We start from the raw sequence: 18697 nt of genomic DNA, 5'->3' as shown, positions 1-18697 counted from the left end.
AACAACTGAATCGGGGGTGATCAGGGGCCGGGAGGGTTCCCGGCACCTGAGGCGCGGGTCAGCACGATGGCTGACCCGCTGTCGGCATCACCGGGCCTTCGGTGCCGCTGCAGCCGGAGCAGCCGGAGCCACCACCTTGCCTTCGGCATCGATCACCTGCACCTGGCCGAGGTTGAGCGCACGCACCGGTGCCTCGGTCTGCTTGAGATCACCGACCACCACCCAGGTCAGCGCGTTCGGGTCCAGCGTGGCCGCGGCCTGCTGCACCTGGGCCGGGGTCATTGCCTCGATCTCGGCCTTGCGCTGGACCACATAGTCGTCCGGGCGCTGGTACCGCACGATCCCGCTGATGGTGCCCATCACCGCGCTGGCGGTCTCGTAGGCACCGGGCAGGCTCAGGTTCTGGATGTTGCGGATGCGCGCCACCTCGGCCGGGGTTGCCGGCTTGGCACCGCTGGCGAACTCGGCGATCTCCTTGCGCATCTCCTGCATCGCCTCGGCGGTCTTGTCGATCTGCACCGGTGCGCGGGCGCCCCACGGGCGCTGGCCCAGGGTGTTGCTGGCGCTGCTGCCGGCACCGTAGGACCAGTGCTTCTGCTCACGCAGGTTCATGTTCAGGCGCGAGGTGAAGTCGCCGCCCAGCACGCCGTTGGCGATGTCGAAGCGGGTCGACCCCGGGTCCTTGGACGAGGGCACCACCTGGCTGGCGAACAGGTTGGCCTGCACCGCACCCGGCTGGTCGATCAGGTACACGCGGGCCTGGGTCGGCCGTGCCACGTCCACCGGGGCCTTCACCTGCGGGGCCGGGCCCTCGGCCTTCCAGTTGCCGAACTGGCGCTCCAGCAGCGGCACGAGGTCCTTCAGCGTGGTGTCGCCGACCACGATCAGGGTGCCCTGCTCCGGGCGCAGCCAATCACGGTGGAAATCGACCAGGTCCTCGCGGGTCATGGACTGGATGTCCACTTCATTGCCGCTGCCGGTGAACGGGATCGCATACGGATGACCGGCGCCGTACAGCAGGGTCGGCATCACGCGCATCGCGACCGCGCTGGGGTTGACCTTCTCCTGCTGGATGCCGGCGATCCAGGTCGCCTTGACACGATCGATCTCGGTCTGGTCGAAGCGCGGCTGGCGCAGCATGTCCGCATACAGGGCCAGCGACGGGGCCAAGTTTTCCTTCAGCGCGGACAGATACACGCTGGTGCTGTCCAGCGAGGCGGAGGCATCGAGCTTGGCGCCCAGTGCATCGGCGGCATCGGCGAAGGGCAGCGCGCCCAGCTTGCCGGCGCCCTCGGTGAGCAGCCCCATGGTGAAGTTGGCGGTGCCGGACTTGCGGCCCTGGTCGGCGGTGAAGCCACCCGGGAACTCATAGCTGAACTGCACGACCGGGATGTCGTGACGCTCGGCCAGGATCACCTGGGTGCCATTCTTCAGCGTGGCGCGATGCAGTTCCGGGAATTTCAGGTCCGGGAAGGTCTTGGTCTGCGGCACGCCGGTGCTGCGGTCGACCTGCTTGGCCAGCGTCGTGAAGCTGGGGTCCACGGCGGGCACGGTGAACGGCTTGGGCGTTTCCGACGGCAGTTCGGCCAAGGCAACGCGCGCGCCCGGCTCGACCACGATGGTGTGGTCGCCGGCGCCCAGCCACTTGGCACCGACATCGCGCACCTGCGCGGCAGTGGCCGCATCGATGGTGGCCAGCGACGTGCGGAAGCAGCCCGGGTCACCTTCGTACACGGTGCACTCGGCCAGCGCGTCGGCCTTGCCGCCGAAGCCACCGATGCGCTCGATGCCGCGGATGAAGCCGGCGCGGAAGGCGGTCTTGCCGCGGCTGAGCTCATCGGCGGTCGGGCCGTCCTTGGTCAGGCGCTTCACCTCTTCATCGATGATCGCCTCGACCTTGGCCGGGTCCACGCCCTGCTTGACGCTGGCCATGATCACGAAGTTCGAGCCCAGCTGCGAGCTGTAGGCGCCGGCACTGATGTTGTCCACCAGCTTGTCCTGGTGCAGCAGGCGCTGGTCCAGACGCGAGGACTTCGCACCGCCGAGAACCTGCGCGAACAGCTGCAGCTGGTCTATGTCGGTGGTGCCGACCTGGGCGACGTTCCACGCGCGGTAGATGCGCGCCTGCGGCACCTTGTCGGTCATCACTTCGCGCGTGCTCTTCTCACGCTTGGCCACGTCCACCTTGGGCTGGGCCATGCTCGGGCCGGCCGGGATGTCGCCGAAGTACCTGGCGACCTTTTCTTTCGCCGTGGCCACATCGATGTCACCGGCCAGCACCAGCACTGCATTGTTGGGGCCGTACCAGGTGCGGAACCACGTTTTCACGTCGTCCAGCGAGGCCGCGTTGAGATCGTTCATCGAGCCGATCACGCTGTGGTGATACGGATGGCCTTCCGGATACATCGCGCGGGTCAGCTTTTCCCAGACCTGGCCATACGGCTGGTTCTCGCCCTGGCGCTTTTCGTTCTGGACCACGCCGCGCTGTTCGTCGAGCGCGGCCTGGTCGATCGCGCCGAGCAGATGGCCCATGCGGTCGGACTCCATCCACAGCGCCATGTCCAGCGCCGTGGTCGGCACGTTCTCGAAGTAATTGGTGCGGTCGGTGTTGGTGGTGCCGTTCTGGCCGGTGACACCCACCTGCTTGAAGGGCTCGAAATACTCGCCGTCGTGGTTCTCGCTGCCCTGGAACATCAGGTGTTCGAACAGGTGCGCAAAGCCGGTGCGGCCGGCGGGTTCGTCCTTGCTGCCGACGTGGTACCAGATGTTGACGGCCACGATCGGCGCCTTGCGGTCGGTGTGCACCACCACGCGCAGGCCATTGGGCAGGGTGAACTGCTCGAACGGAATGTCGACCTTGGCCACCGTGGCCGGCTTGGCCAGGACCGGTGCGGGCGCCAGTGAGCCCAATGCGGCGGAGAGCGCTACAGCCAGCAGCGCGGCACGCGGTCGGAGTTGGACGGTCATTCCGGTTCCTTGGTCATGAAAGTGAAGCCGGATGCTAGCGCGCCGCCCAGGCAAAAGGCATCGGCCAACAGTCATTGGGGGCAAAACGGACAGCCTGCAGGCCCTGCGGCGGACAACTGTCCGGACAGCGGACACCGCGACATCGATAAAAACCCTTTGAAATCAACAGATAGAACTTGGCACGCGTCCTGCGTGGTACTGGGCAAGGGAAGCAAGGATCAAATCGAAACTGACTGGATGCTGAACAAAAACAAGAAAGATCAAATTGTTCTTGCACGCCCCGAATCGGTGCACTACCTTACTACCACACCACTGCTCACCAACACTAAACAGGACCTCGCCATGAACACCAAGATGCTCGCCATCGCCATCGCCCTCGCCGCCGGCTCCGCATTTGCTTCGTCGGTGCAGGCCGCCCCCGCCATCGTCACCTTCGACACCGTGCAGGTCCGCCCTTCGGCCGACCAGATCGCCCAGGCCGAGGTTGAGCGCACCAGCAGCATCCCGACCCTGGCCGTCGTGGAAGTCCGCCCGACCGCCGGCCTGATCGCTGACTACCGCGCCGAACTGGCCGCCAACCGCCGCGTCACCACGCTGGCCACCGTTGAAGTGCGCCCGACCGCCGAACAGCGCCAGGCCCTGGCTGCCGAGCAGACCCGTGACCGCGGCTACGTCGCCACCTTCACCGCTGCGGCCACCGCCGTCGCCAATGAAGTGATCATCAACCTGCCGACCCTGCAGGTGCGTCCGTCGGCTGCCGATCTGCAGGCCCTGGCGCTGGACACCGCCGCTGCCGCCGCCTCGACCCTGATCCGCCAGTAAGCCGTAGCTGCGGTCCCCCGCAGCCACGGCGTACACTTCGCCGATGACTGCCACGCCCACGTTCCATGTCGTTCTGTTCCAACCAGAAATCCCGCCGAACACCGGCAATGTGATCCGCCTCTGCGCCAACACCGGCGCGCGGCTGCACCTGATCGAGCCGCTCGGTTTCGACCTGAGCGACAAGCAGCTCAAGCGCGCCGGCCTGGACTATCACGAATACGCCCGACTGCAGGTCCATCCTGATCTTGAGACCGCCCTGCAGGTGATTGCGCCCAAGCGCCTGTTCGCGCTGAGTACCCGCGGCAGCGTGCGTTACGATACCCAGCAATTTGAAGATGGCGATGCCTTCCTGTTCGGCCCGGAAACCCGCGGCCTGCCCCAGGACCTGCTCGACAGCCTGCCCCACGGCCGCCGCCTGCGCCTGCCGATGCAACCGGGCAACCGCAGCCTCAATCTGTCCAACACCGTTGCGGTGGTGATGTACGAGGCGTGGCGCCAGAACGGGTTTGCCGGCGGGCAATGACTCAAAAAGCGTTGATGCCCGTCAGCTCCCGCCCGATCACCAGCTGGTGCACGGTCTCGGTGCCCTCGTAGGTGATCACCGATTCCAGATTGAGTGCATGCCGGATCGCCACATGTTCGGTGGTGATGCCCGCGCCACCGAGCAGATCACGGCACTCGCGCGCGATGTCGATGGCCATGCGGCAATTGTTCCATTTGGCCAGGCTTACCTGCTGCGGCTGCAGCTGGCCGGCATCCTTCAGGCGCCCCAGCTGCAATGCCAGCAACTGCGCGGTGGTGATCCGGCGCGCCATGTCGGCCAGCTTGATCTGCGCACTCTGCGTGGCCGCCACCGGCCGGCCGAACAGCACCCGCTGCTTGGTGTAGGCCAGCGCTTCATCCAGGCACGCCACCGCGGCACCGATCGGGCCCCAGCTGATGCCGTAGCGTGCCTGGTTCAAGCAGCCCAGTGGGCCTTTCAGGCCCTGCACGTTAGGCAGCCGGTTACGGTCGGGCACGCGCACATTGTCGAAGAACAGCGCACCGGTGAGCGAGGCGCGCAGGCTCATCTTGTGCTTGATCTCCTGCGTGCTGAAGCCGGGCATGCCTTTCTCGAGCACGAAGCCCTGGATGCCGTCTTCGGTATGCGCCCAGATGATCGCGATGTCCGCCACCGGCCCACTGGTGATCCACATCTTGCTGCCGTTGATCAGCCAGTCGCCGCCGTCGCGCACCGCGCGGGTCTTCATCGCCGCCGGATCGGAGCCGCCATGCGCCTCGGTCAGGCCGAAGCAGCCGATGACCTTGCCGGTGGCCATGTCCGGCAACCAGCGCACGCGCTGTTCTTCGCTGCCGTAGGCGTAGATCGGGTACATGCACAGCGAGCTCTGTACCGAGACGAAACTGCGCAGCCCCGAATCGCCGCGCTCCAGTTCCTGGCAGATCAAGCCGTAGCTCACCGCGTTCAGTCCGCCGCCGCCGTACTGTTCGGGCAGGCTGGAGCCGAGCAGACCCAGTGCAGCGATCTCCGGGATCAGTTCGTCGGGAAAGCGGCCTTCATCAAATGCATCGCCGATGATCGGCAGCACCCGGGTATCAGTGAAGCGCGCCACCGTCGCCTGCACCGCGAGCTCCTCCTCGCTCAGCAGCGAACGGATATCGAACAGATCGAACGGATTGAGTGACATGGCATCCCGGCAGGTGGCGGTGGAACAGGGCCCCATTGTGGGCGTTGTGCAGGTAGGGGCCAAGGGCTGGCGCAGCAGGAGCTGGCTGCTCCATCCGGGCGCCGATCCAGCCGGCCACCCGATCGCCGGGATGTCCTGATCCCTTATGGCCACGCCCCGGCCAGATACGAACGTGTGCGTGCCCGGAGCGTGGCGATGTCGGGCGCTGTGGCCGGATTACGGATCCTGTCGGCGGCAGTTGGCCTGCCTGGGCGGGATGCCCACGTCCGCCGCATAGATCCATCGGGCCTCTGTTACCGACGTGGACATCACGTAACGTTGCGGATTACCTGGGCTCGCGCCCCAGCACCAATAGCTCTGGAGCTCGGCACTACTGCTGATGGCTGCAGGCAAGCCGACCGGGTACGCCTGGGCGGGCTTGGCACCGAGCAGTCCTGCCAGCGCCAAGGAGGCACCGACACAGCAGGCGATCATGTTCATGTTGCGATCCTGATATTCGCTCCGAAGCGGAGCTGCATCAAGGTGGCCATTTCCAACGCAACGTTCAGGCACGCAGCGCTCACTTCCCGGTGCCTGCCGCATTTGAACTGATCGATAGGTGCTGTTGCAGTTGGTCGGCCTATCGCTTGTGCGCGGCACGGTAGGCATGGGTCGGTGAATGCGCCCAGGGATTACCGGCGTATCGGTGCAGCGGGGTGATGCTGCGTGCCGCGCGCCGCTGGGAGCCCACTGAAGGTCAAGCGCGGCGCGATGGCGTGGCATTCTCCTACCTTCGTGCCGACCTCAACATCGAGGAAGTATGGGCGTATCGCACGCAGGGTGGACTCATCGCGGACATGTCGGGCCACTCGGGGTATCCATTGAGGGTTCGTTGCGTGTTTCCGTACGACGGCGGCACCGAAACGCCCCGCAGTTCCGCACGATCATTGCAATCACGGTTCCGCGACGAGACGGGCCGATGGGTCCCCATCGTCAGGGTGGATCTGCGCGCAGGTGTCGCAGCGCCCTTCACCTATCGTGACGAGGATCAAAGCAACGCACCGTTGTGATGGCCGCCTGAGGAGGCGTGATCCCTGCGCGGCCGTCACCAATGCTGCATCGCAGCAACCCACCGTCCGCGGCGAGCTTTGCGTGCCATGGCGAGGCTGCTGCCTAGGCGTGAACGGGAAGGACCGGTACTCTGGCGCATTGATCCACCGTTTCGCCGTGACGTGACACGGGCGATTCCCAGGCAACCGCCGCCGTTCAACCCGCGGCACTACCCAAGAGTTACGCAGCCCCATGAGCGAAGAAATCAACGTCCTGCCCCCGCGTGAAGTGATGGAATTCGATGTGGTGATCGTCGGTGGCGGCCCTGCGGGCCTGGCCACGGCGATCCGGCTGCGCCAGCGCGCCATCGAGGCTGGCCGCGAGCTGTCGGTCTGCATCCTGGAAAAGGGGTCCGAACCCGGCGCGCACATCCTCTCCGGCGCGGTGATGGACCCACGCGCGTTGACCGAACTGTTCCCGGACTGGGCCGAGCGCGGCGCACCGCTGAAGCAGAAGGTCACCCGCGACGAATTCCTGTTCCTCACCGAGGCCGGATCGCGCAGCACGCCCAACGCGCTGCTACCGGAGTGCTTCCACAACGAAGGCAACTACATCGTCAGCCTGGGCGAGGTCACCCGCTGGCTGGCGCAGCAGGCCGAGGCGCTGGAGGTAGCGATCTTCCCCGGCTTCCCGGCGGCGGAAGTGCTGTACAGCGACGATGGCGCGGTGATCGGCGTGGCCACCGGCGACATGGGCATCGAGAAGAACGGCCAGCCCGGCCCGGCATTCGAGCGCGGCATGGCGCTGCACGCCAAGTACACGATCTTCGCCGAAGGCTCGCGCGGCCATCTCGGCCGCCAGCTGATCGCCCGCTTCCAGCTCGATGCCGACAAGGATCCGCAGGCCTACGGCATCGGCATCAAGGAACTGTGGCAGATCGATCCGGCCAAGCACGAACCGGGCCTGGTGGTGCACGCCGCCGGCTGGCCGCTGGACAACGACACCTACGGTGGCGCGTTCCTGTACCACGCCGAGGGTGGCAAGGTCTCGATCGGCTATGTGGTCGGCCTGGACTACAAGAATCCGTGGCTGAGCCCGTTCGAAGAGTTCCAGCGCTTCAAGACGCACCCGGACATCCGCAAGCACCTGGAAGGGGGCAAGCGCATCGGCTACGGCGCGCGTGCGATCACCGCCGGCGGCCTGATGTCGCTGCCCAGGACGGTGTTCCCCGGTGGCGCGCTGGTCGGCTGCGAGGCCGGCTACCTCAACGTCAGCCGGATCAAGGGCAGCCACGCCGCGATCAAGACCGGCATGCTCGCCGCCGATGCGGCCTTCGATGCGCTCGCCGCCGATCGCCAGCACGATGAGTTGAGCGCCTATCCGCAGGCATTCGAGAGCAGCTGGCTGCATGCCGAGCTGCAGCAGGCCAAGAACTTCAAGCAGTGGTTCAAGAAGGGCCAGACCGTGGCCACGCTGATGACCGGCATCGAACAGTGGCTGCTGCCCAAGCTGGGCATCCGCAACCCGCCGTGGACGCTGCGCCACAGCACCCCGGACCACGCCTGCCTGGAGCCGGCGTCGAAACACGCGAAGATCCATTATCCCAAGCCCGATGGCGTGCTCACTTTCGACCGCCTCAGCTCGGTGTTCCTGAGCAGCACCAACCACGCCGAAGACCAGCCCAGCCACCTGACGCTCAAGGACGCCAGTGTGCCGGTGCGGATCAACCTGAGCGAATACGCCGGGCCGGAAGCGCGTTACTGCCCGGCGGGCGTGTACGAGTTCGTCGGCAGCGACGGGCACGAACAGTTGCAGATCAATGCGCAGAACTGCGTGCACTGCAAGACCTGCGACATCAAGGACCCCACCCAGAACATCGTCTGGGTGACCCCGCAGGGCGGTGGCGGCCCAAACTATTCGGGCATGTGATCGACGCGGCCTGCGACCACCGGTCGCAGGTCATCGGGCGCGGCAGTCACCGCCGCGCTCGCTATCCTGAGCGTCCTGTTGGACGTGACCGCTGCGCCATGGCCCCTGCTTTCCGATCGACGTTGCCGTTACTGGCCTGCCTGCTGCTGGCGGCGTGTTCGCGCGCACCGCAGACGCCCGAGCAGGCCCATCAGCAGGAGCTGCAGCGCGCGTTCGCGATCTGCGCCGGCTGCCACACGGTCAGCCCCGGCGGCGTGCACCGCTTCGGCCCGAACCTGCACGGGGTGATCGGCCGGCGCGCCGGCAGTGTCACCGGCTACCCGTACTCCAACGCGATGCGCGAGGCCGGGCTGACCTGGAACGAGCAGACCCTGGATGCGTTCCTGCGCTCGCCCACGCATGTGGTGCCGGGCACCCGCATGGTCAATACCACCGCCGACCCGGAGCGCCGGCGCCAGGTGATCGAGTACCTGCAGCAGCAGCGCTGATCGCCACGGAACCGGTCAGGACGCCTGCAGCTGTTCCAGGTAGGCACGCAACGCCGCATCGAACGCACCGACCGCCTCGGCATGCGCCGCCACGCCGTCGTCGTCGATGCTGTCCATCAGATGGCGCGCCTCCACCACCAAGGCATCCGCCCCCAGCGTCGCCAACCCGCCCACCAGCCGGTGCAGTACATCCACGAGCGCCGGTGCCGCACGCAGGGCCTCCTGCAGTTGCACCAGATCCTCCGCGGAGGCGCTGCACAGGCTTTCGATCAACACCGCGGCCACGTGCGCCGATCCAAACCGGCGCGTGAGCGCGGCCCGGTCGGGCGGCGCAGGGAGGCTGCCTTGTACATCCGCAGCAGCTGGCGCGTCCGGCAACCACTGCAGCAGTGCCTGGCGCAAGGCGGCCAGCGCCACCGGTTTGGCCAATAGATCATCCATGCCGGCCTCGCGGCAGCGTTGCAGATCGTCCTCCATCGCGCTGGCGGTGAGCGCGATCACCGGCAACCGGGCGGTGCCGCGGTCGCGCTCCTGCTCACGGATACGCCGGGTCATGGCATAGCCGTCCATGACCGGCATCCGGCAATCGGTGAGGACCAGATCGAAACGGGTCCGCGCGAGCAGCGCCAACGCCTGTTCGCCGTTCTCGGCCAGCACGTGCGGCAGACCGAGCTGCTGCATGCGCCAGCCCATCAGTGCCTGGTTGGTGGGATGGTCCTCGACGATCAGTACCCGCCGCTGCAGCAGCGCTGCCGGCACCGGCAGCCTCTGCGCCTGGTCTTCCGCCGCGCCGGGCTGTTCGTCCACCGGCACCGTGGGTACCGTCAGCAGCACCTCCACGCAGGTCCCCTCGCCGGGCACGCTGTGCAGCGTGAGCGTGCCGTGCATCAGGGCGACCAGGCGCTGGCAGATGCTCAGGCCCAGGCCGGTGCCCCCGTACTGGCGGCTGGTCGCTGCATCGGCCTGCGCGAACGGGGCGAACAGATGCTCGCGCTGCGCCGGCGAAATGCCGATGCCGGTATCGCGCACCGTCAGCCGCAGCTGCTGCGCGCCATCGCTATCGATGCCGAGCACCGTCAGTGCGATGTCGACCTCACCGGCGTGGGTGAACTTGATGGCGTTGCTGAGCAGGTTGAACGCGATCTGGCGCAGGCGCATACCGTCCGCCAGATGCATGGCCGCGACGTCGTCGTCGATCTGGATCTGCAGGTCCAGTCCCTTGGCCACTGCCTGCGGTGCAAGCAGCTGCTGCACGTTGCCGAGCAATGCGCGCAGCGCCACCGGATGTGCCTGCAGCGTCAGCGCGCCAGCCTCGATCTTGGAGTAGTCCAGCAGGTCATCGAGGATCTGCCGCAGCATCTGCGCCGAGTCTTCGATCACGCTGATGATGCGGCGCTGTTCCCCATCCAGCGCGGTGTGCGAGAGCACCTCGACCATGCCGAGTACCCCGGACATCGGCGTGCGGATCTCATGGCTCATCGTGGCCAGGAACTCGGATTTGGCAGCGGTGGCGCGCTCGGCCGCGGCCTTGGCCAACGCAAGCGCATCGGCCTGCGCGCGCGCCTCGGTGACATCGACCCAGTAGCCGCTCCACAGCAGCGCGCCGTCTTCGGCATCGTAAGGCAGCGCGCGCGCGCGCACCCAGTGCAGCGTGCCATGTGGGGAGGTGCGGAACTCCATGTCCAACGGAGTGAAGTCGCGCGCGGCGCGTTCCATGGCCTGGCGCACACCGGGGCGGTCGCGCTCGTCGATGCGGTCCATCAAGGCGCTTTCGTCAGCCATGGCCTCGGCTGCGGTGACCCCGAACAGGGCGTCCGTGTCGCCGGCGATATACGGCAGCGACAAGCGGCCATCGCGCTCGCGCCGGCCCTGGTAGACGATCGCCGGCAGGTTGTCGGTGACTTCGGCCAAGCGCTGCTCGACCCGCCGGCGCATCGCCACTTCATTGCGCAACCGCCAGTATCCCCAGCCGTGCACCAGCAGCGCCGTCAACAGGACCAGCGCCAGCGGCACCGCCCAGCGCGCAATGCCGCGCCAGTCCAGGTCACTGCGGTATTCGGCCGAGAGCCAGTCACTGCGGATCGCCTCGTGCTCACGCGCGCTCATGTTGACCAGCATGCGGTCGAACGTGGTCGCCAGTGGCGCGTACCGTCGTTTGACCGCCAGCGACAACCGATCACTGAAGCCAGCGGGTGCGGCAACGTGGAGTTGCGCGGGATAGCGCTCGCGCACGATCCGGTCGACGATGGCCAGATTGCCGATGTAGGCATCGGCATCGCCATGCGCCAGCCGGGCCAAGGCCAGTTCGGTGCTGCGCGCCGGCACGATGCGGGCGTTCGGCGCCTGCTGCAGGATGTAGCCCCGCAACCGGTCCGGATCGGTCAGCAGGATGCTGCGTCCGTCCAGATCGCCGATGCCGAGCACCGACCGGCTGCCGCTGGCGGTCACGATCACGTTGGGCACAGTGATGAAGGGCTGGCTGAATACCCAGTCGTCACCCAGGTACGTGGAGTCATTGGGGATGCCCATGATGGCATCGACCTCGCCACGGCGCAGTTGTTCGCGCGCCTCGAACCAGTCATGCGCTGGCACGCGGGTGAGCTGGGCACCCACGTTCCGCAGCAGGCGCAGGTATTCGGCCGCCACGCCACTGGGCTGGTCGGCGCCGTCGATGAACGCCAGCGGTGCCGCATTCGGCGCGAATGCCAGCCGCAGTGGTGTCGCCAATACACGCTTTTCGGCATTGCCCAGGATCATCTGCGACTGCGCCGACCATTCCGGCGTCTGCAGCCAACGCCGCTTCAGGCGCGCGCGTTCGGTGTCCGCCAGCGCCGCCAACCCCAGATCCAGCGCTTCGGCCAAGGGTTGCTTGGCGTTGGGCACCCCGAAGTGCAGACGCTCCGGCGGCAGGTCGCTGGGGCGCAGCAACGCGACATCGGTGAGCCCTCGCTCGGCGATCAGCGACGTGGCTACATAGGCATTGCCGATATACACATCGGCTTCGCCCTTGCCGACCATGGCCAGCGCGGCCGTGGTGTTTGCAGCGATCACGCGGCGGGCAACGGGAAAGCGCGCGCGGACTTCTTCGCTGGTGACGAACTCGCGCTCGGTGACCACACGCAGCCCGCGCAGGTCCGGATCGGCCGAGGCCCGGGTATCACCGGGGCGACCGACCAGCGCCAGCGGCGCATCGGCGTAGGGACGGGTATAGACCATGCAGCGGGTGCGGTCGGCGGTAAGGGTGATGTTCATCACCACATCAACTTCGCCGCGGCATGCTGCATCCAGCACCTCGGTCCAGTCGCGGTACATCCGCACCTTCACCTGCACACCCAGCTGCTGCGTGAGCAGGCTCAGGTAGTCATAGCCCAGGCCGACCGGCTTGCCCTCGTGCAAGGATTCGAACGGCGGCCAGCCGCTGTCGTACATACCCAGGATGATGGTAGGGAGCTTGCCAAGCCACTCGCTCTGCCGGGGCGACAAGGCGAGGGGGTTGGCGGCCGATACCGACACGCCCGCTGCCATTGCAAGCACGAGCAGCACCAGCCAGCGAACGACGCGGATACGCATGCTGCCTGATCTCCGTAGAATGTTGTCCCCACCCCGGCACGGCCCGACGGCTGCCTTACAGGCAATACTAGTCCATGACCCTGCGCATTATCATTGCCGACGACCATCCGGTCGTACGGATCGGCACGAAGGCCGTGATCGAATCCAGCGGCGTTGGCCAGGTGGTGGCCGAGGCCAGTACTGTCGCCGAATTGATGGCCGCGCTGTCCGATCACCCGTGCGATGTCCTGGTCACCGATTACTCCATGCCCGGCGGCCAGCAGGCCGATGGCTTTGCGATGATCGCCATGATCCGCCGGCGTTTCCCCACGTTGCCGGTGCTGATGCTCAGCGTCTCCAACAACCTGGCGATCCTGCGCATGGTGGTCGCCACGGGTGTGCTCGGCCTGGTCGACAAGACCTCGTCGATGGACGAGTTGCCGCTGGCGATCCAGACCGTGCAGCGCGGCATGGCCTACGTCAGCCTCACACTGAAAGAGCGCATTGACGCGATCGGCACGAACAGCGTGGAAGAAGGCGAGGCCAAGCCGCTATCGCCGCGCGAAGTCGAAGTGCTGCGCCTGCTCGGCAGCGGCATGACGGTCAAAGAGATCGCCATGCATCTGCACAAGAGCGTGAGCACCATCAGCCGCCAGAAGGGCGATGCGATGTTGAAGCTCGGTCTGAAGGGCGATGCCGAGCTGTTCGATTACCTGCGCGACGGCGAACGCTGATCGCCGCCGTCCTGCGGACGGCACCTCTGCTTGCTTCACTGCACGCGCGATCCACACCGCCCTTTCAATGGCGCTGCGTCGTGCCTGATGTGTTGCGCGCGCATCTAACAGATCGCGCATGAAGAGTTCCCCGGAATGTGGCCGCATTTATGTACTGCTCAGTTTGATATTCAGGGCTAATTGGGGTGACTAACGGATAATTCACACCTGTCGCCAGCAGCGATCTCCCTCCCCTCTGCTGGCGGACAAAACCAAAAAATACAAAGGTGTCCCCGATGATGAAGACTTCCCTGCTTGCCCTGGGTCTGCTCGCTGCACTGCCGTTCGCTGCTTCGGCAACCGATGGCCTGTCGTACAACTATGTTGAAGGCGGCTACGTGAACACCGATGCCAAGGGCGGCGACGCCGACGGTTGGGCGGTGAAGGGCTCGGTCGCCGTGGCGCCGAACTTCCACGTCTTCGGTGACTACAACGCGCAGGAAACCAAGCGCGGCAGCAATGATGTGGACCAGTGGAAGGTCGGTGTCGGCTACAACTACGGCATCGCCCCGACCACCGATCTGGTCGCCCGCGTTGCTTACCAGAAGTTCGATCCGAAGCACGGTCTGGACTTCAACGGCTACTCGACCGAAGTCGGCGTGCGCAGCGCGTTCACCCCGAACTTCGAAGGCTACGTGATGGCCGGTTACGAGGATTACACCAAGAAGCACGGCATCAACCCGGACGGCGAGTTCTACGGCCGCGTCGGCGCCCAGGCCAAGCTCAACCAGAACTGGGGCCTGGCCGGCGAAGTGAAGCTGGCCAAGGGCGGCGACAAGGAATGGTTCGTCGGTCCGCGCTTCACCTGGTAATACGCACGACGCAATACCGCGGTACGTTGTTGGATGGCGCGGTCTCTCTCCCCTGCGCCATGAAGCCCGGCTCACGCCGGGCTTCACTTATATGCAGCACTTGGCGACGCCCTCGTCGGTACGCCACGAAACAACCCGGCCCTGCGCCGGGTTGTTTCGTTCTGGCGGTGACCAGGTAGTTCAGGGGCATTGTGGATCGGGTGCTGTCTCCGCTCAGGTCTACCGCGAGCGTAAGGGTCCCCTATCGGCGGGCAGGCCCCTTGGCAAATGTCCCCCGGCCGACGCCTGACGGCGACGGCCTCCTCCTTGATTTTGCCCAGGGACCTACCCGCCGATAGGGGACTCAGCGTGCGTCAGGCGTGCGGGAGACCGTGCCTTTCTGTCGGCGCCAAGTGGTCTGGATACGTGGGTCGCGATGGCCTTGTGGGCGAAATAAAGGAGGAGGCGGCGGCCGCAGGTCGACGCCGGGGGACATTCGCCGGCAAGGCCATCGCGGCCCAGCGCCCGACCCATCCACCGCCACGCCTGAAGAGGCTCATAGCGCGCTTCATGCCTGCAACGCGGATGGAAGAAGAACCAAAAAAACCCCGGCGCTTGCCGGGGTTTTTCGTGCATCACTTGAACAGCGTGTCCGGATACTCCGGCTTCTGTTCGCGCGCCAACAGCGCACGCAATCCCTCTTCCGGCGTCTGCTCACCGTGCAGCACCGCGCGCACCCGATCAGAGATCGGCAGGTCGATGCCGTGACGCCGCGCCTGGCGCATCACCTCATCGGCAGTCTGCACCGATTCCACCACCTGGCCGATCTCACGCACCGCATCGGTCAACGTCTGGCCGCGGCCCAGGGCCAGGCCCAGGCGTCGGTTGCGTGACAGATCGCCGGTGCAGGTCAGCACCAGATCGCCCAGACCGGCCAACCCCATCAGGGTTTCCGGCTTGGCACCGATCGCCGCGGCCAGCCGCAGCATTTCGTTGAGGCCACGGGTGATCAGGCCGGCACGGGCATTGAGGCCCAGCTGCATGCCATCGGCGACGCCGGTGGCGACGGCCAGCACGTTCTTCATCGCACCGCCGAGCTCGGCACCGACCATGTCATCGCCGGTGTAGGCGCGGAACGCCGGACCGTGCATGGCATCGGCCACCTGCTGGGCGAAGTCCGGCGCGTCACCGTGCACGGTGATCGCGGTCGGCAGGCCCTGGGTGACTTCCTTGGCGAACGACGGGCCGGTCACCACCGCCAGCGGCACGTCCGGCCCAAGGACCTCACGCGCCACTTCGTGCAGGAACCGACCGGAGCCTGGTTCGAAGCCCTTGGTCGCCCAGGCCACGCCGGCATCGGCCGGCCGCAACGGTGCCAGCGCACGCACGGTTTCACCGAAGGCATGCGAGGGCACCACCACCAGGATCCAGGCAGCGTCCTTGACGGCAGCGGCCAGATCGGTGGTCGCGCGCAGCGACTCGGGCAGCGGAATGCCCGGCAGATAACGGGTGTTCTCGTGGCGCTGGTCGATGGCCTCGACCATCGCCGCATCGCGCCCCCACAGCACGGTCGGATGACCATGCCGCGCGAGCAGGCTCGCCAGGGCGGTGCCCCAGGAGCCGGCGCCGAGAACCGCGATTTTGTCTGCGTGGTTGCTCATCCGTACTGCAGCGCCGATCAGGCGTTGCCGGCCGGCTCGGAATCGGCGAGCGAGGTCTCGCCCTGTTCCTGACGCTGGCGCAGGGTTTCGGCGTACAGGCCTTCGAAGTTGATCGGCTGCAGGAAGAACGGCGGGAAGCCGCCGGCCTGGATCAGCTCGCTCACCAGCGAACGCACGTACGGGAACAGGATGTTCGGGCACTGGGTGCCGAGCAGCACGTCGATCGACTGCGGGTCCAGGCCGACCAGGCCGAACACGCCGGCCTGCTGCACTTCGGCCACGTAGGCGGTCTTCTCGCCGGCCTTGCAGGTCAGGGTCACGGCCAGCACGACTTCGAAGGCGCTCTCGCCCAGGCGCTGCACGCGCTGGTTCAGGTTGAGCTGCAGTTCCGGCTGCACGGCGTCATTGAAGACGGCCGGAGCGTTCGGCGATTCGAACGAAACGTCCTTGACGTAGATCTTCTCGACGGTGAACGAGGGACCGGTAGCGGCGTCGACCGGCGCGACGGCGCCGTTGGTGTTCTCTTCGGACATTTCCTGTTGCTCCAAAAATGAATGCTGTAAAAACGGATTGTTACATGCCCTGCGATGGGGGCGCTGTGGGCCGCGCACAAGGCGTGCGCTGCAATCCGAGGGGGATCAGTTGCGGCCCTTGACCAGCGGCAACTCGGCCTGCTGCCACGCCGGGATGCCACCGTCGAGCACGTTGACCTGGGTGAAACCGGCCTTCTTGAGCGCCTTGGCGGCCGTCTCGGAGGCATTGCCACTGCGGCACACCAGCACCACCGGGCTCTGCTGGGCCTTGGCGACCAGCTTGTGCTCCGGACCGAACTGCGCCGGCTGCACGTTGCGGCTGCCCGCGATATGGCCCTTCTCGAAATCGCTGCTCGAAGACAGATCGACCACGATGGCGCCACCGGCATTCATCAGCTGGGTCAGTTCCGCTGGCTTGAGCGACTTGAAGCCGCGGAACAGGCGGCGGACTTCGGTCACGATGATGGCCACGGTCAGGCCGACCAGGGCCATCGACAACATCGGGTTTCGGCCGGCAAAGGCCAGCAACTCTTCGTAATTCACTAAGATCACGGGTCGATAAGCGGGCGCCGATTGTCGCACATGCGGGCGAATCGGCGTCCAGCCCCGTGCGGGCGGGGGGTCAGCGTTCCTGCCAGAGGTCCGGCAGGCCGTTGGCCTGGAGCCAGCGCTTGCCCTCGGCGTCCCAGCGCCAGATCTCCCGGACCCGTACCGTCCGCTCGGACTGGGTGTTGTTGTTGATCACCCGCACCTCGGCGTTGCGCCCGACCCGGCCATCGGGCAACGGCACGTTGTCGCCGGCGCGATAGCTGGAGATTTTCACCTGCTCGAAGCGGCGCAGTTCCAGGTCGGTCATCGGGTGGGCGCGGGCATAGTCGGGATCCAGGTAGGGCAGCGCGTCCTCGACGGTGCCCCAGCGCATCGTGGCGTCGTACTTGACCTGGGTCTCCTCCAGTTCCTTGCGCTGCTTCCTGGTGGTCTTCTGCTCGGCGGCCAGTGCGCTCACGCTGGTCAGCGCGAACAAGGCGATCAGCAGGATCTGAAGCGTACGGCGCATGCGAATTCCCCAATAGGCAAGGCGCCCATCCTACCGCCTGGCGAAGGCCACGAAACGGCCGCTCAGTTCCGCGGCGGCCTTGTCGCCTTCGCCCGGCTGGCGGGCGGTGAGGCTGATGCGGGCCTTGCCGCGCTGGGCGAAGGTGGCCAGGAAGCTGTCCCAGTCGGTTTCCGCATCGGCCTGGGCCTGTGCGTGCAGATCGCCATAGACCGGGGCGAGGTAGCGGATATGGCTGTCGGCCACGTAGACATCCGCATCGAACCCGGCCAGGCGCAGGCGCAGGGTCACCAGCGCCCATCCGGACAGGGTCAGCGCCGAGGCCAGGCTGCCGCCGAAGGCATTGCCTTTGTCGTTGACGTTGGCTGCCAGCGGAGCGTGGATGTGCAGGACGCCATCGCGGTAGTCGTGGACCCGGATCTGCATGGCCGCCACCGGCGGCATGGCATCCAGGACATGCTGCAGCGCAGACAATTGCGCCGGCAGGGAATCGGTTGCGGACATCTGGCTGATCACGTCACATCGAAGGGCTCGCATAATGCCCGCAATGAACACCGAAACGAAAGTCGCGCCCTGGACCCTGATCTCGCTGCGCCCGCGTGGCCAGCATGCGCCGCTGCGCCGTGCGGCGAAGGCGGCTGGCGCCCACCTCATCGCGCTGTCGCCGTGGGCGCTGCAGGCCCAGCGCGATGCTGCCACCCACGCCGACCTCACCGCCGCGCTGGCGGCCGAGCGCGTGGTCTTCAGCAGCCCTGCCGCGGTGCAGGCCGCCGCGCGCCTGGTGGATCTGGCCGCGCCCCACCCGGGGCAGTGGCTTGCCGTGGGCGCCGGCACGGCGGCGGCGCTGCACCGCCAGGGCGCGCAGGACATCGCCGCACCGGCACGGATGGACAGCGAGGGCCTGCTTGCGTTGCCGGCATTGGCTGACCTGCACGGCCTGCGCGCGGGCCTGGTTACCGCCCCGGGCGGCCGCGGGGTGATCGCGCAGACCCTTGAGCAACGCGGTGCCCAACTGCTGCGCGCCAACGTGTATGCGCGCCAGCCGCTGCCGCTGGCCCCGCGCGCCCTGCAGCGCCTGCGCCGCGCGGCCATGCCCTGGGTGCTGGCACTGAGCAGCGGCGAGGCCCTGGCGCTGTTGCTGGTGCAGTTACCCGACGATCTGCAGGCACCGCTGCGCGCGGCCACCGTGGTGGCCGCCAGCGAGCGGCTGGCCGCACAGGCGCGCGCCGCAGGCTTCGGGCAGGTACGGGTCGCAGCCGGGCCGTTGCCGGCACAGCTGGTCGCGGCTGCACACGCCGCCCTCATCGCGCCCGCATCTTCCTGAACAGGGAGCCGGGACGGTCTTGCAGGGGCCTTGGGCGGCGGGCGATGCTGTGTGCCACGTCGCTCGCCAGCCAAGCGGATTGCCCGGCG

General features: G+C 66.8%; 17 protein-coding genes. 8 read left to right on the top strand and 9 right to left on the bottom strand.

Annotated elements, in window-relative coordinates; translation table 11 throughout:
* Positions 1-87: 87 nt before the first annotated feature.
* Positions 88-2967 carry a M16 family metallopeptidase gene (locus tag ACW6W5_RS16265; RefSeq protein WP_152154134.1) on the bottom strand — a complete coding sequence of 960 codons (2880 nt, stop codon included), beginning with the start codon at positions 2965-2967 and terminating at the stop codon, positions 88-90.
* Positions 2968-3309: 342 nt separating this feature from the next.
* On the opposite strand from ACW6W5_RS16265, the gene ACW6W5_RS16260 reads away from it, so the two are divergent.
* A complete protein-coding gene (locus ACW6W5_RS16260; protein WP_152154136.1) occupies positions 3310-3789 on the top strand; it encodes an XAC0231 family protein in 480 nt (159 codons plus the stop codon).
* A gap of 43 nt (positions 3790-3832) precedes the next feature.
* Positions 3833-4312 carry a tRNA (uridine(34)/cytosine(34)/5-carboxymethylaminomethyluridine(34)-2'-O)-methyltransferase TrmL gene (gene trmL / locus ACW6W5_RS16255; RefSeq protein ID WP_152154138.1) on the top strand — a complete coding sequence of 160 codons (480 nt, stop codon included), beginning with the start codon at positions 3833-3835 and terminating at the stop codon, positions 4310-4312.
* Position 4313: 1 nt separating this feature from the next.
* Here the strand turns inward: trmL and ACW6W5_RS16250 are convergent, their stop codons facing one another.
* Positions 4314-5477, bottom strand: a complete 1164-nt coding sequence (locus tag ACW6W5_RS16250; protein WP_152154140.1) for an acyl-CoA dehydrogenase family protein — start codon at positions 5475-5477, stop codon at positions 4314-4316.
* Between the two features lie 216 nt (positions 5478-5693).
* Entirely contained in the window at positions 5694-5957 is a 264-nt protein-coding gene (locus ACW6W5_RS16245; protein WP_152154142.1) for a hypothetical protein, read from the bottom strand.
* Positions 5958-6172: 215 nt separating this feature from the next.
* Between ACW6W5_RS16245 and ACW6W5_RS16240 the strand changes: the two genes are divergently transcribed.
* The 3 genes from ACW6W5_RS16240 (at position 6173) to ACW6W5_RS16230 (ending at position 8923) form a co-directional block, all read left to right on the top strand.
* The gene (locus ACW6W5_RS16240) at positions 6173-6526 is read left to right on the top strand and encodes a hypothetical protein (RefSeq protein WP_152154144.1); all 354 of its coding nucleotides are present in this window, start codon (positions 6173-6175) and stop codon (positions 6524-6526) included.
* A 232-nt stretch (positions 6527-6758) separates the two neighbouring features.
* Positions 6759-8435 (top strand): electron transfer flavoprotein-ubiquinone oxidoreductase, encoded by a 1677-nt coding sequence (locus ACW6W5_RS16235; protein WP_121044437.1) that lies wholly within the window; start codon positions 6759-6761, stop codon positions 8433-8435.
* Positions 8436-8533: 98 nt separating this feature from the next.
* Positions 8534-8923 (top strand): c-type cytochrome, encoded by a 390-nt coding sequence (locus ACW6W5_RS16230; protein WP_152154146.1) that lies wholly within the window; start codon positions 8534-8536, stop codon positions 8921-8923.
* A gap of 15 nt (positions 8924-8938) precedes the next feature.
* Here the strand turns inward: ACW6W5_RS16230 and ACW6W5_RS16225 are convergent, their stop codons facing one another.
* A complete protein-coding gene (locus ACW6W5_RS16225; RefSeq protein WP_152154148.1) occupies positions 8939-12493 on the bottom strand; it encodes an ATP-binding protein in 3555 nt (1184 codons plus the stop codon).
* 74 nt (positions 12494-12567) lie between these two features.
* On the opposite strand from ACW6W5_RS16225, the gene ACW6W5_RS16220 reads away from it, so the two are divergent.
* Together ACW6W5_RS16220 and ACW6W5_RS16215 are read left to right on the top strand one after the other, a co-directional pair.
* Positions 12568-13206: a response regulator transcription factor gene (locus ACW6W5_RS16220; protein WP_121044447.1), complete on the top strand. Its 639-nt coding sequence runs from the start codon at positions 12568-12570 to the stop codon at positions 13204-13206.
* 278 nt (positions 13207-13484) lie between these two features.
* On the top strand, positions 13485-14057 hold the full coding sequence (locus ACW6W5_RS16215) for an OmpO family porin (RefSeq protein ID WP_183073837.1): 573 nt from the start codon (positions 13485-13487) through the stop codon (positions 14055-14057).
* Positions 14058-14671: 614 nt separating this feature from the next.
* Here ACW6W5_RS16215 and ACW6W5_RS16210 read toward each other — a convergent pair.
* From ACW6W5_RS16210 to ACW6W5_RS16190, 5 genes are all read right to left on the bottom strand, one after another.
* Positions 14672-15697: an NAD(P)H-dependent glycerol-3-phosphate dehydrogenase gene (locus ACW6W5_RS16210; protein WP_121044455.1), complete on the bottom strand. Its 1026-nt coding sequence runs from the start codon at positions 15695-15697 to the stop codon at positions 14672-14674.
* Positions 15698-15714: 17 nt separating this feature from the next.
* Positions 15715-16230: a protein-export chaperone SecB gene (gene secB, locus ACW6W5_RS16205; RefSeq protein ID WP_019184891.1), complete on the bottom strand. Its 516-nt coding sequence runs from the start codon at positions 16228-16230 to the stop codon at positions 15715-15717.
* Between the two features lie 105 nt (positions 16231-16335).
* The gene (locus ACW6W5_RS16200) at positions 16336-16773 is read right to left on the bottom strand and encodes a rhodanese-like domain-containing protein (RefSeq protein ID WP_121044459.1); all 438 of its coding nucleotides are present in this window, start codon (positions 16771-16773) and stop codon (positions 16336-16338) included.
* Between the two features lie 79 nt (positions 16774-16852).
* Entirely contained in the window at positions 16853-17287 is a 435-nt protein-coding gene (locus ACW6W5_RS16195) for a hypothetical protein (RefSeq protein ID WP_121044462.1), read from the bottom strand.
* Between the two features lie 30 nt (positions 17288-17317).
* Positions 17318-17788 carry a YiiD C-terminal domain-containing protein gene (locus tag ACW6W5_RS16190; RefSeq protein ID WP_026070058.1) on the bottom strand — a complete coding sequence of 157 codons (471 nt, stop codon included), beginning with the start codon at positions 17786-17788 and terminating at the stop codon, positions 17318-17320.
* 43 nt (positions 17789-17831) lie between these two features.
* Between ACW6W5_RS16190 and ACW6W5_RS16185 the strand changes: the two genes are divergently transcribed.
* Positions 17832-18608 carry a uroporphyrinogen-III synthase gene (locus ACW6W5_RS16185; RefSeq protein WP_152154150.1) on the top strand — a complete coding sequence of 259 codons (777 nt, stop codon included), beginning with the start codon at positions 17832-17834 and terminating at the stop codon, positions 18606-18608.
* Positions 18609-18697: the final 89 nt, after the last annotated feature.

The sequence above is a fragment of the Stenotrophomonas sp. IS26 genome (assembly GCF_054188265.1).
This window is presented reverse-complemented; position numbering and strand designations above follow the sequence as displayed.

Excerpts from the sequence above, each read along its gene's own strand:
- ACW6W5_RS16235 (WP_121044437.1), top strand. The coding sequence starts at position 6,759 with ATGAGCGAAGAAATCAACGTCCTGCCCCCGCGTGAAGTGATGGAATTC.
- ACW6W5_RS16225 (WP_152154148.1), bottom strand. The coding sequence starts at position 12,493 with ATGCGTATCCGCGTCGTTCGCTGGCTGGTGCTGCTCGTGCTTGCAATG.
- ACW6W5_RS16195 (WP_121044462.1), bottom strand. The coding sequence starts at position 17,287 with ATGCGCCGTACGCTTCAGATCCTGCTGATCGCCTTGTTCGCGCTGACC.
- ACW6W5_RS16260 (WP_152154136.1), top strand. The coding sequence starts at position 3,310 with ATGAACACCAAGATGCTCGCCATCGCCATCGCCCTCGCCGCCGGCTCC.
- ACW6W5_RS16230 (WP_152154146.1), top strand. The coding sequence starts at position 8,534 with ATGGCCCCTGCTTTCCGATCGACGTTGCCGTTACTGGCCTGCCTGCTG.
- secB (WP_019184891.1), bottom strand. The coding sequence starts at position 16,230 with ATGTCCGAAGAGAACACCAACGGCGCCGTCGCGCCGGTCGACGCCGCT.
- ACW6W5_RS16245 (WP_152154142.1), bottom strand. The coding sequence starts at position 5,957 with ATGAACATGATCGCCTGCTGTGTCGGTGCCTCCTTGGCGCTGGCAGGA.
- ACW6W5_RS16250 (WP_152154140.1), bottom strand. The coding sequence starts at position 5,477 with ATGTCACTCAATCCGTTCGATCTGTTCGATATCCGTTCGCTGCTGAGC.
- ACW6W5_RS16185 (WP_152154150.1), top strand. The coding sequence starts at position 17,832 with ATGAACACCGAAACGAAAGTCGCGCCCTGGACCCTGATCTCGCTGCGC.
- ACW6W5_RS16210 (WP_121044455.1), bottom strand. The coding sequence starts at position 15,697 with ATGAGCAACCACGCAGACAAAATCGCGGTTCTCGGCGCCGGCTCCTGG.
- trmL (WP_152154138.1), top strand. The coding sequence starts at position 3,833 with ATGACTGCCACGCCCACGTTCCATGTCGTTCTGTTCCAACCAGAAATC.
- ACW6W5_RS16190 (WP_026070058.1), bottom strand. The coding sequence starts at position 17,788 with ATGTCCGCAACCGATTCCCTGCCGGCGCAATTGTCTGCGCTGCAGCAT.
- ACW6W5_RS16220 (WP_121044447.1), top strand. The coding sequence starts at position 12,568 with ATGACCCTGCGCATTATCATTGCCGACGACCATCCGGTCGTACGGATC.
- ACW6W5_RS16265 (WP_152154134.1), bottom strand. The coding sequence starts at position 2,967 with ATGACCGTCCAACTCCGACCGCGTGCCGCGCTGCTGGCTGTAGCGCTC.
- ACW6W5_RS16215 (WP_183073837.1), top strand. The coding sequence starts at position 13,485 with ATGAAGACTTCCCTGCTTGCCCTGGGTCTGCTCGCTGCACTGCCGTTC.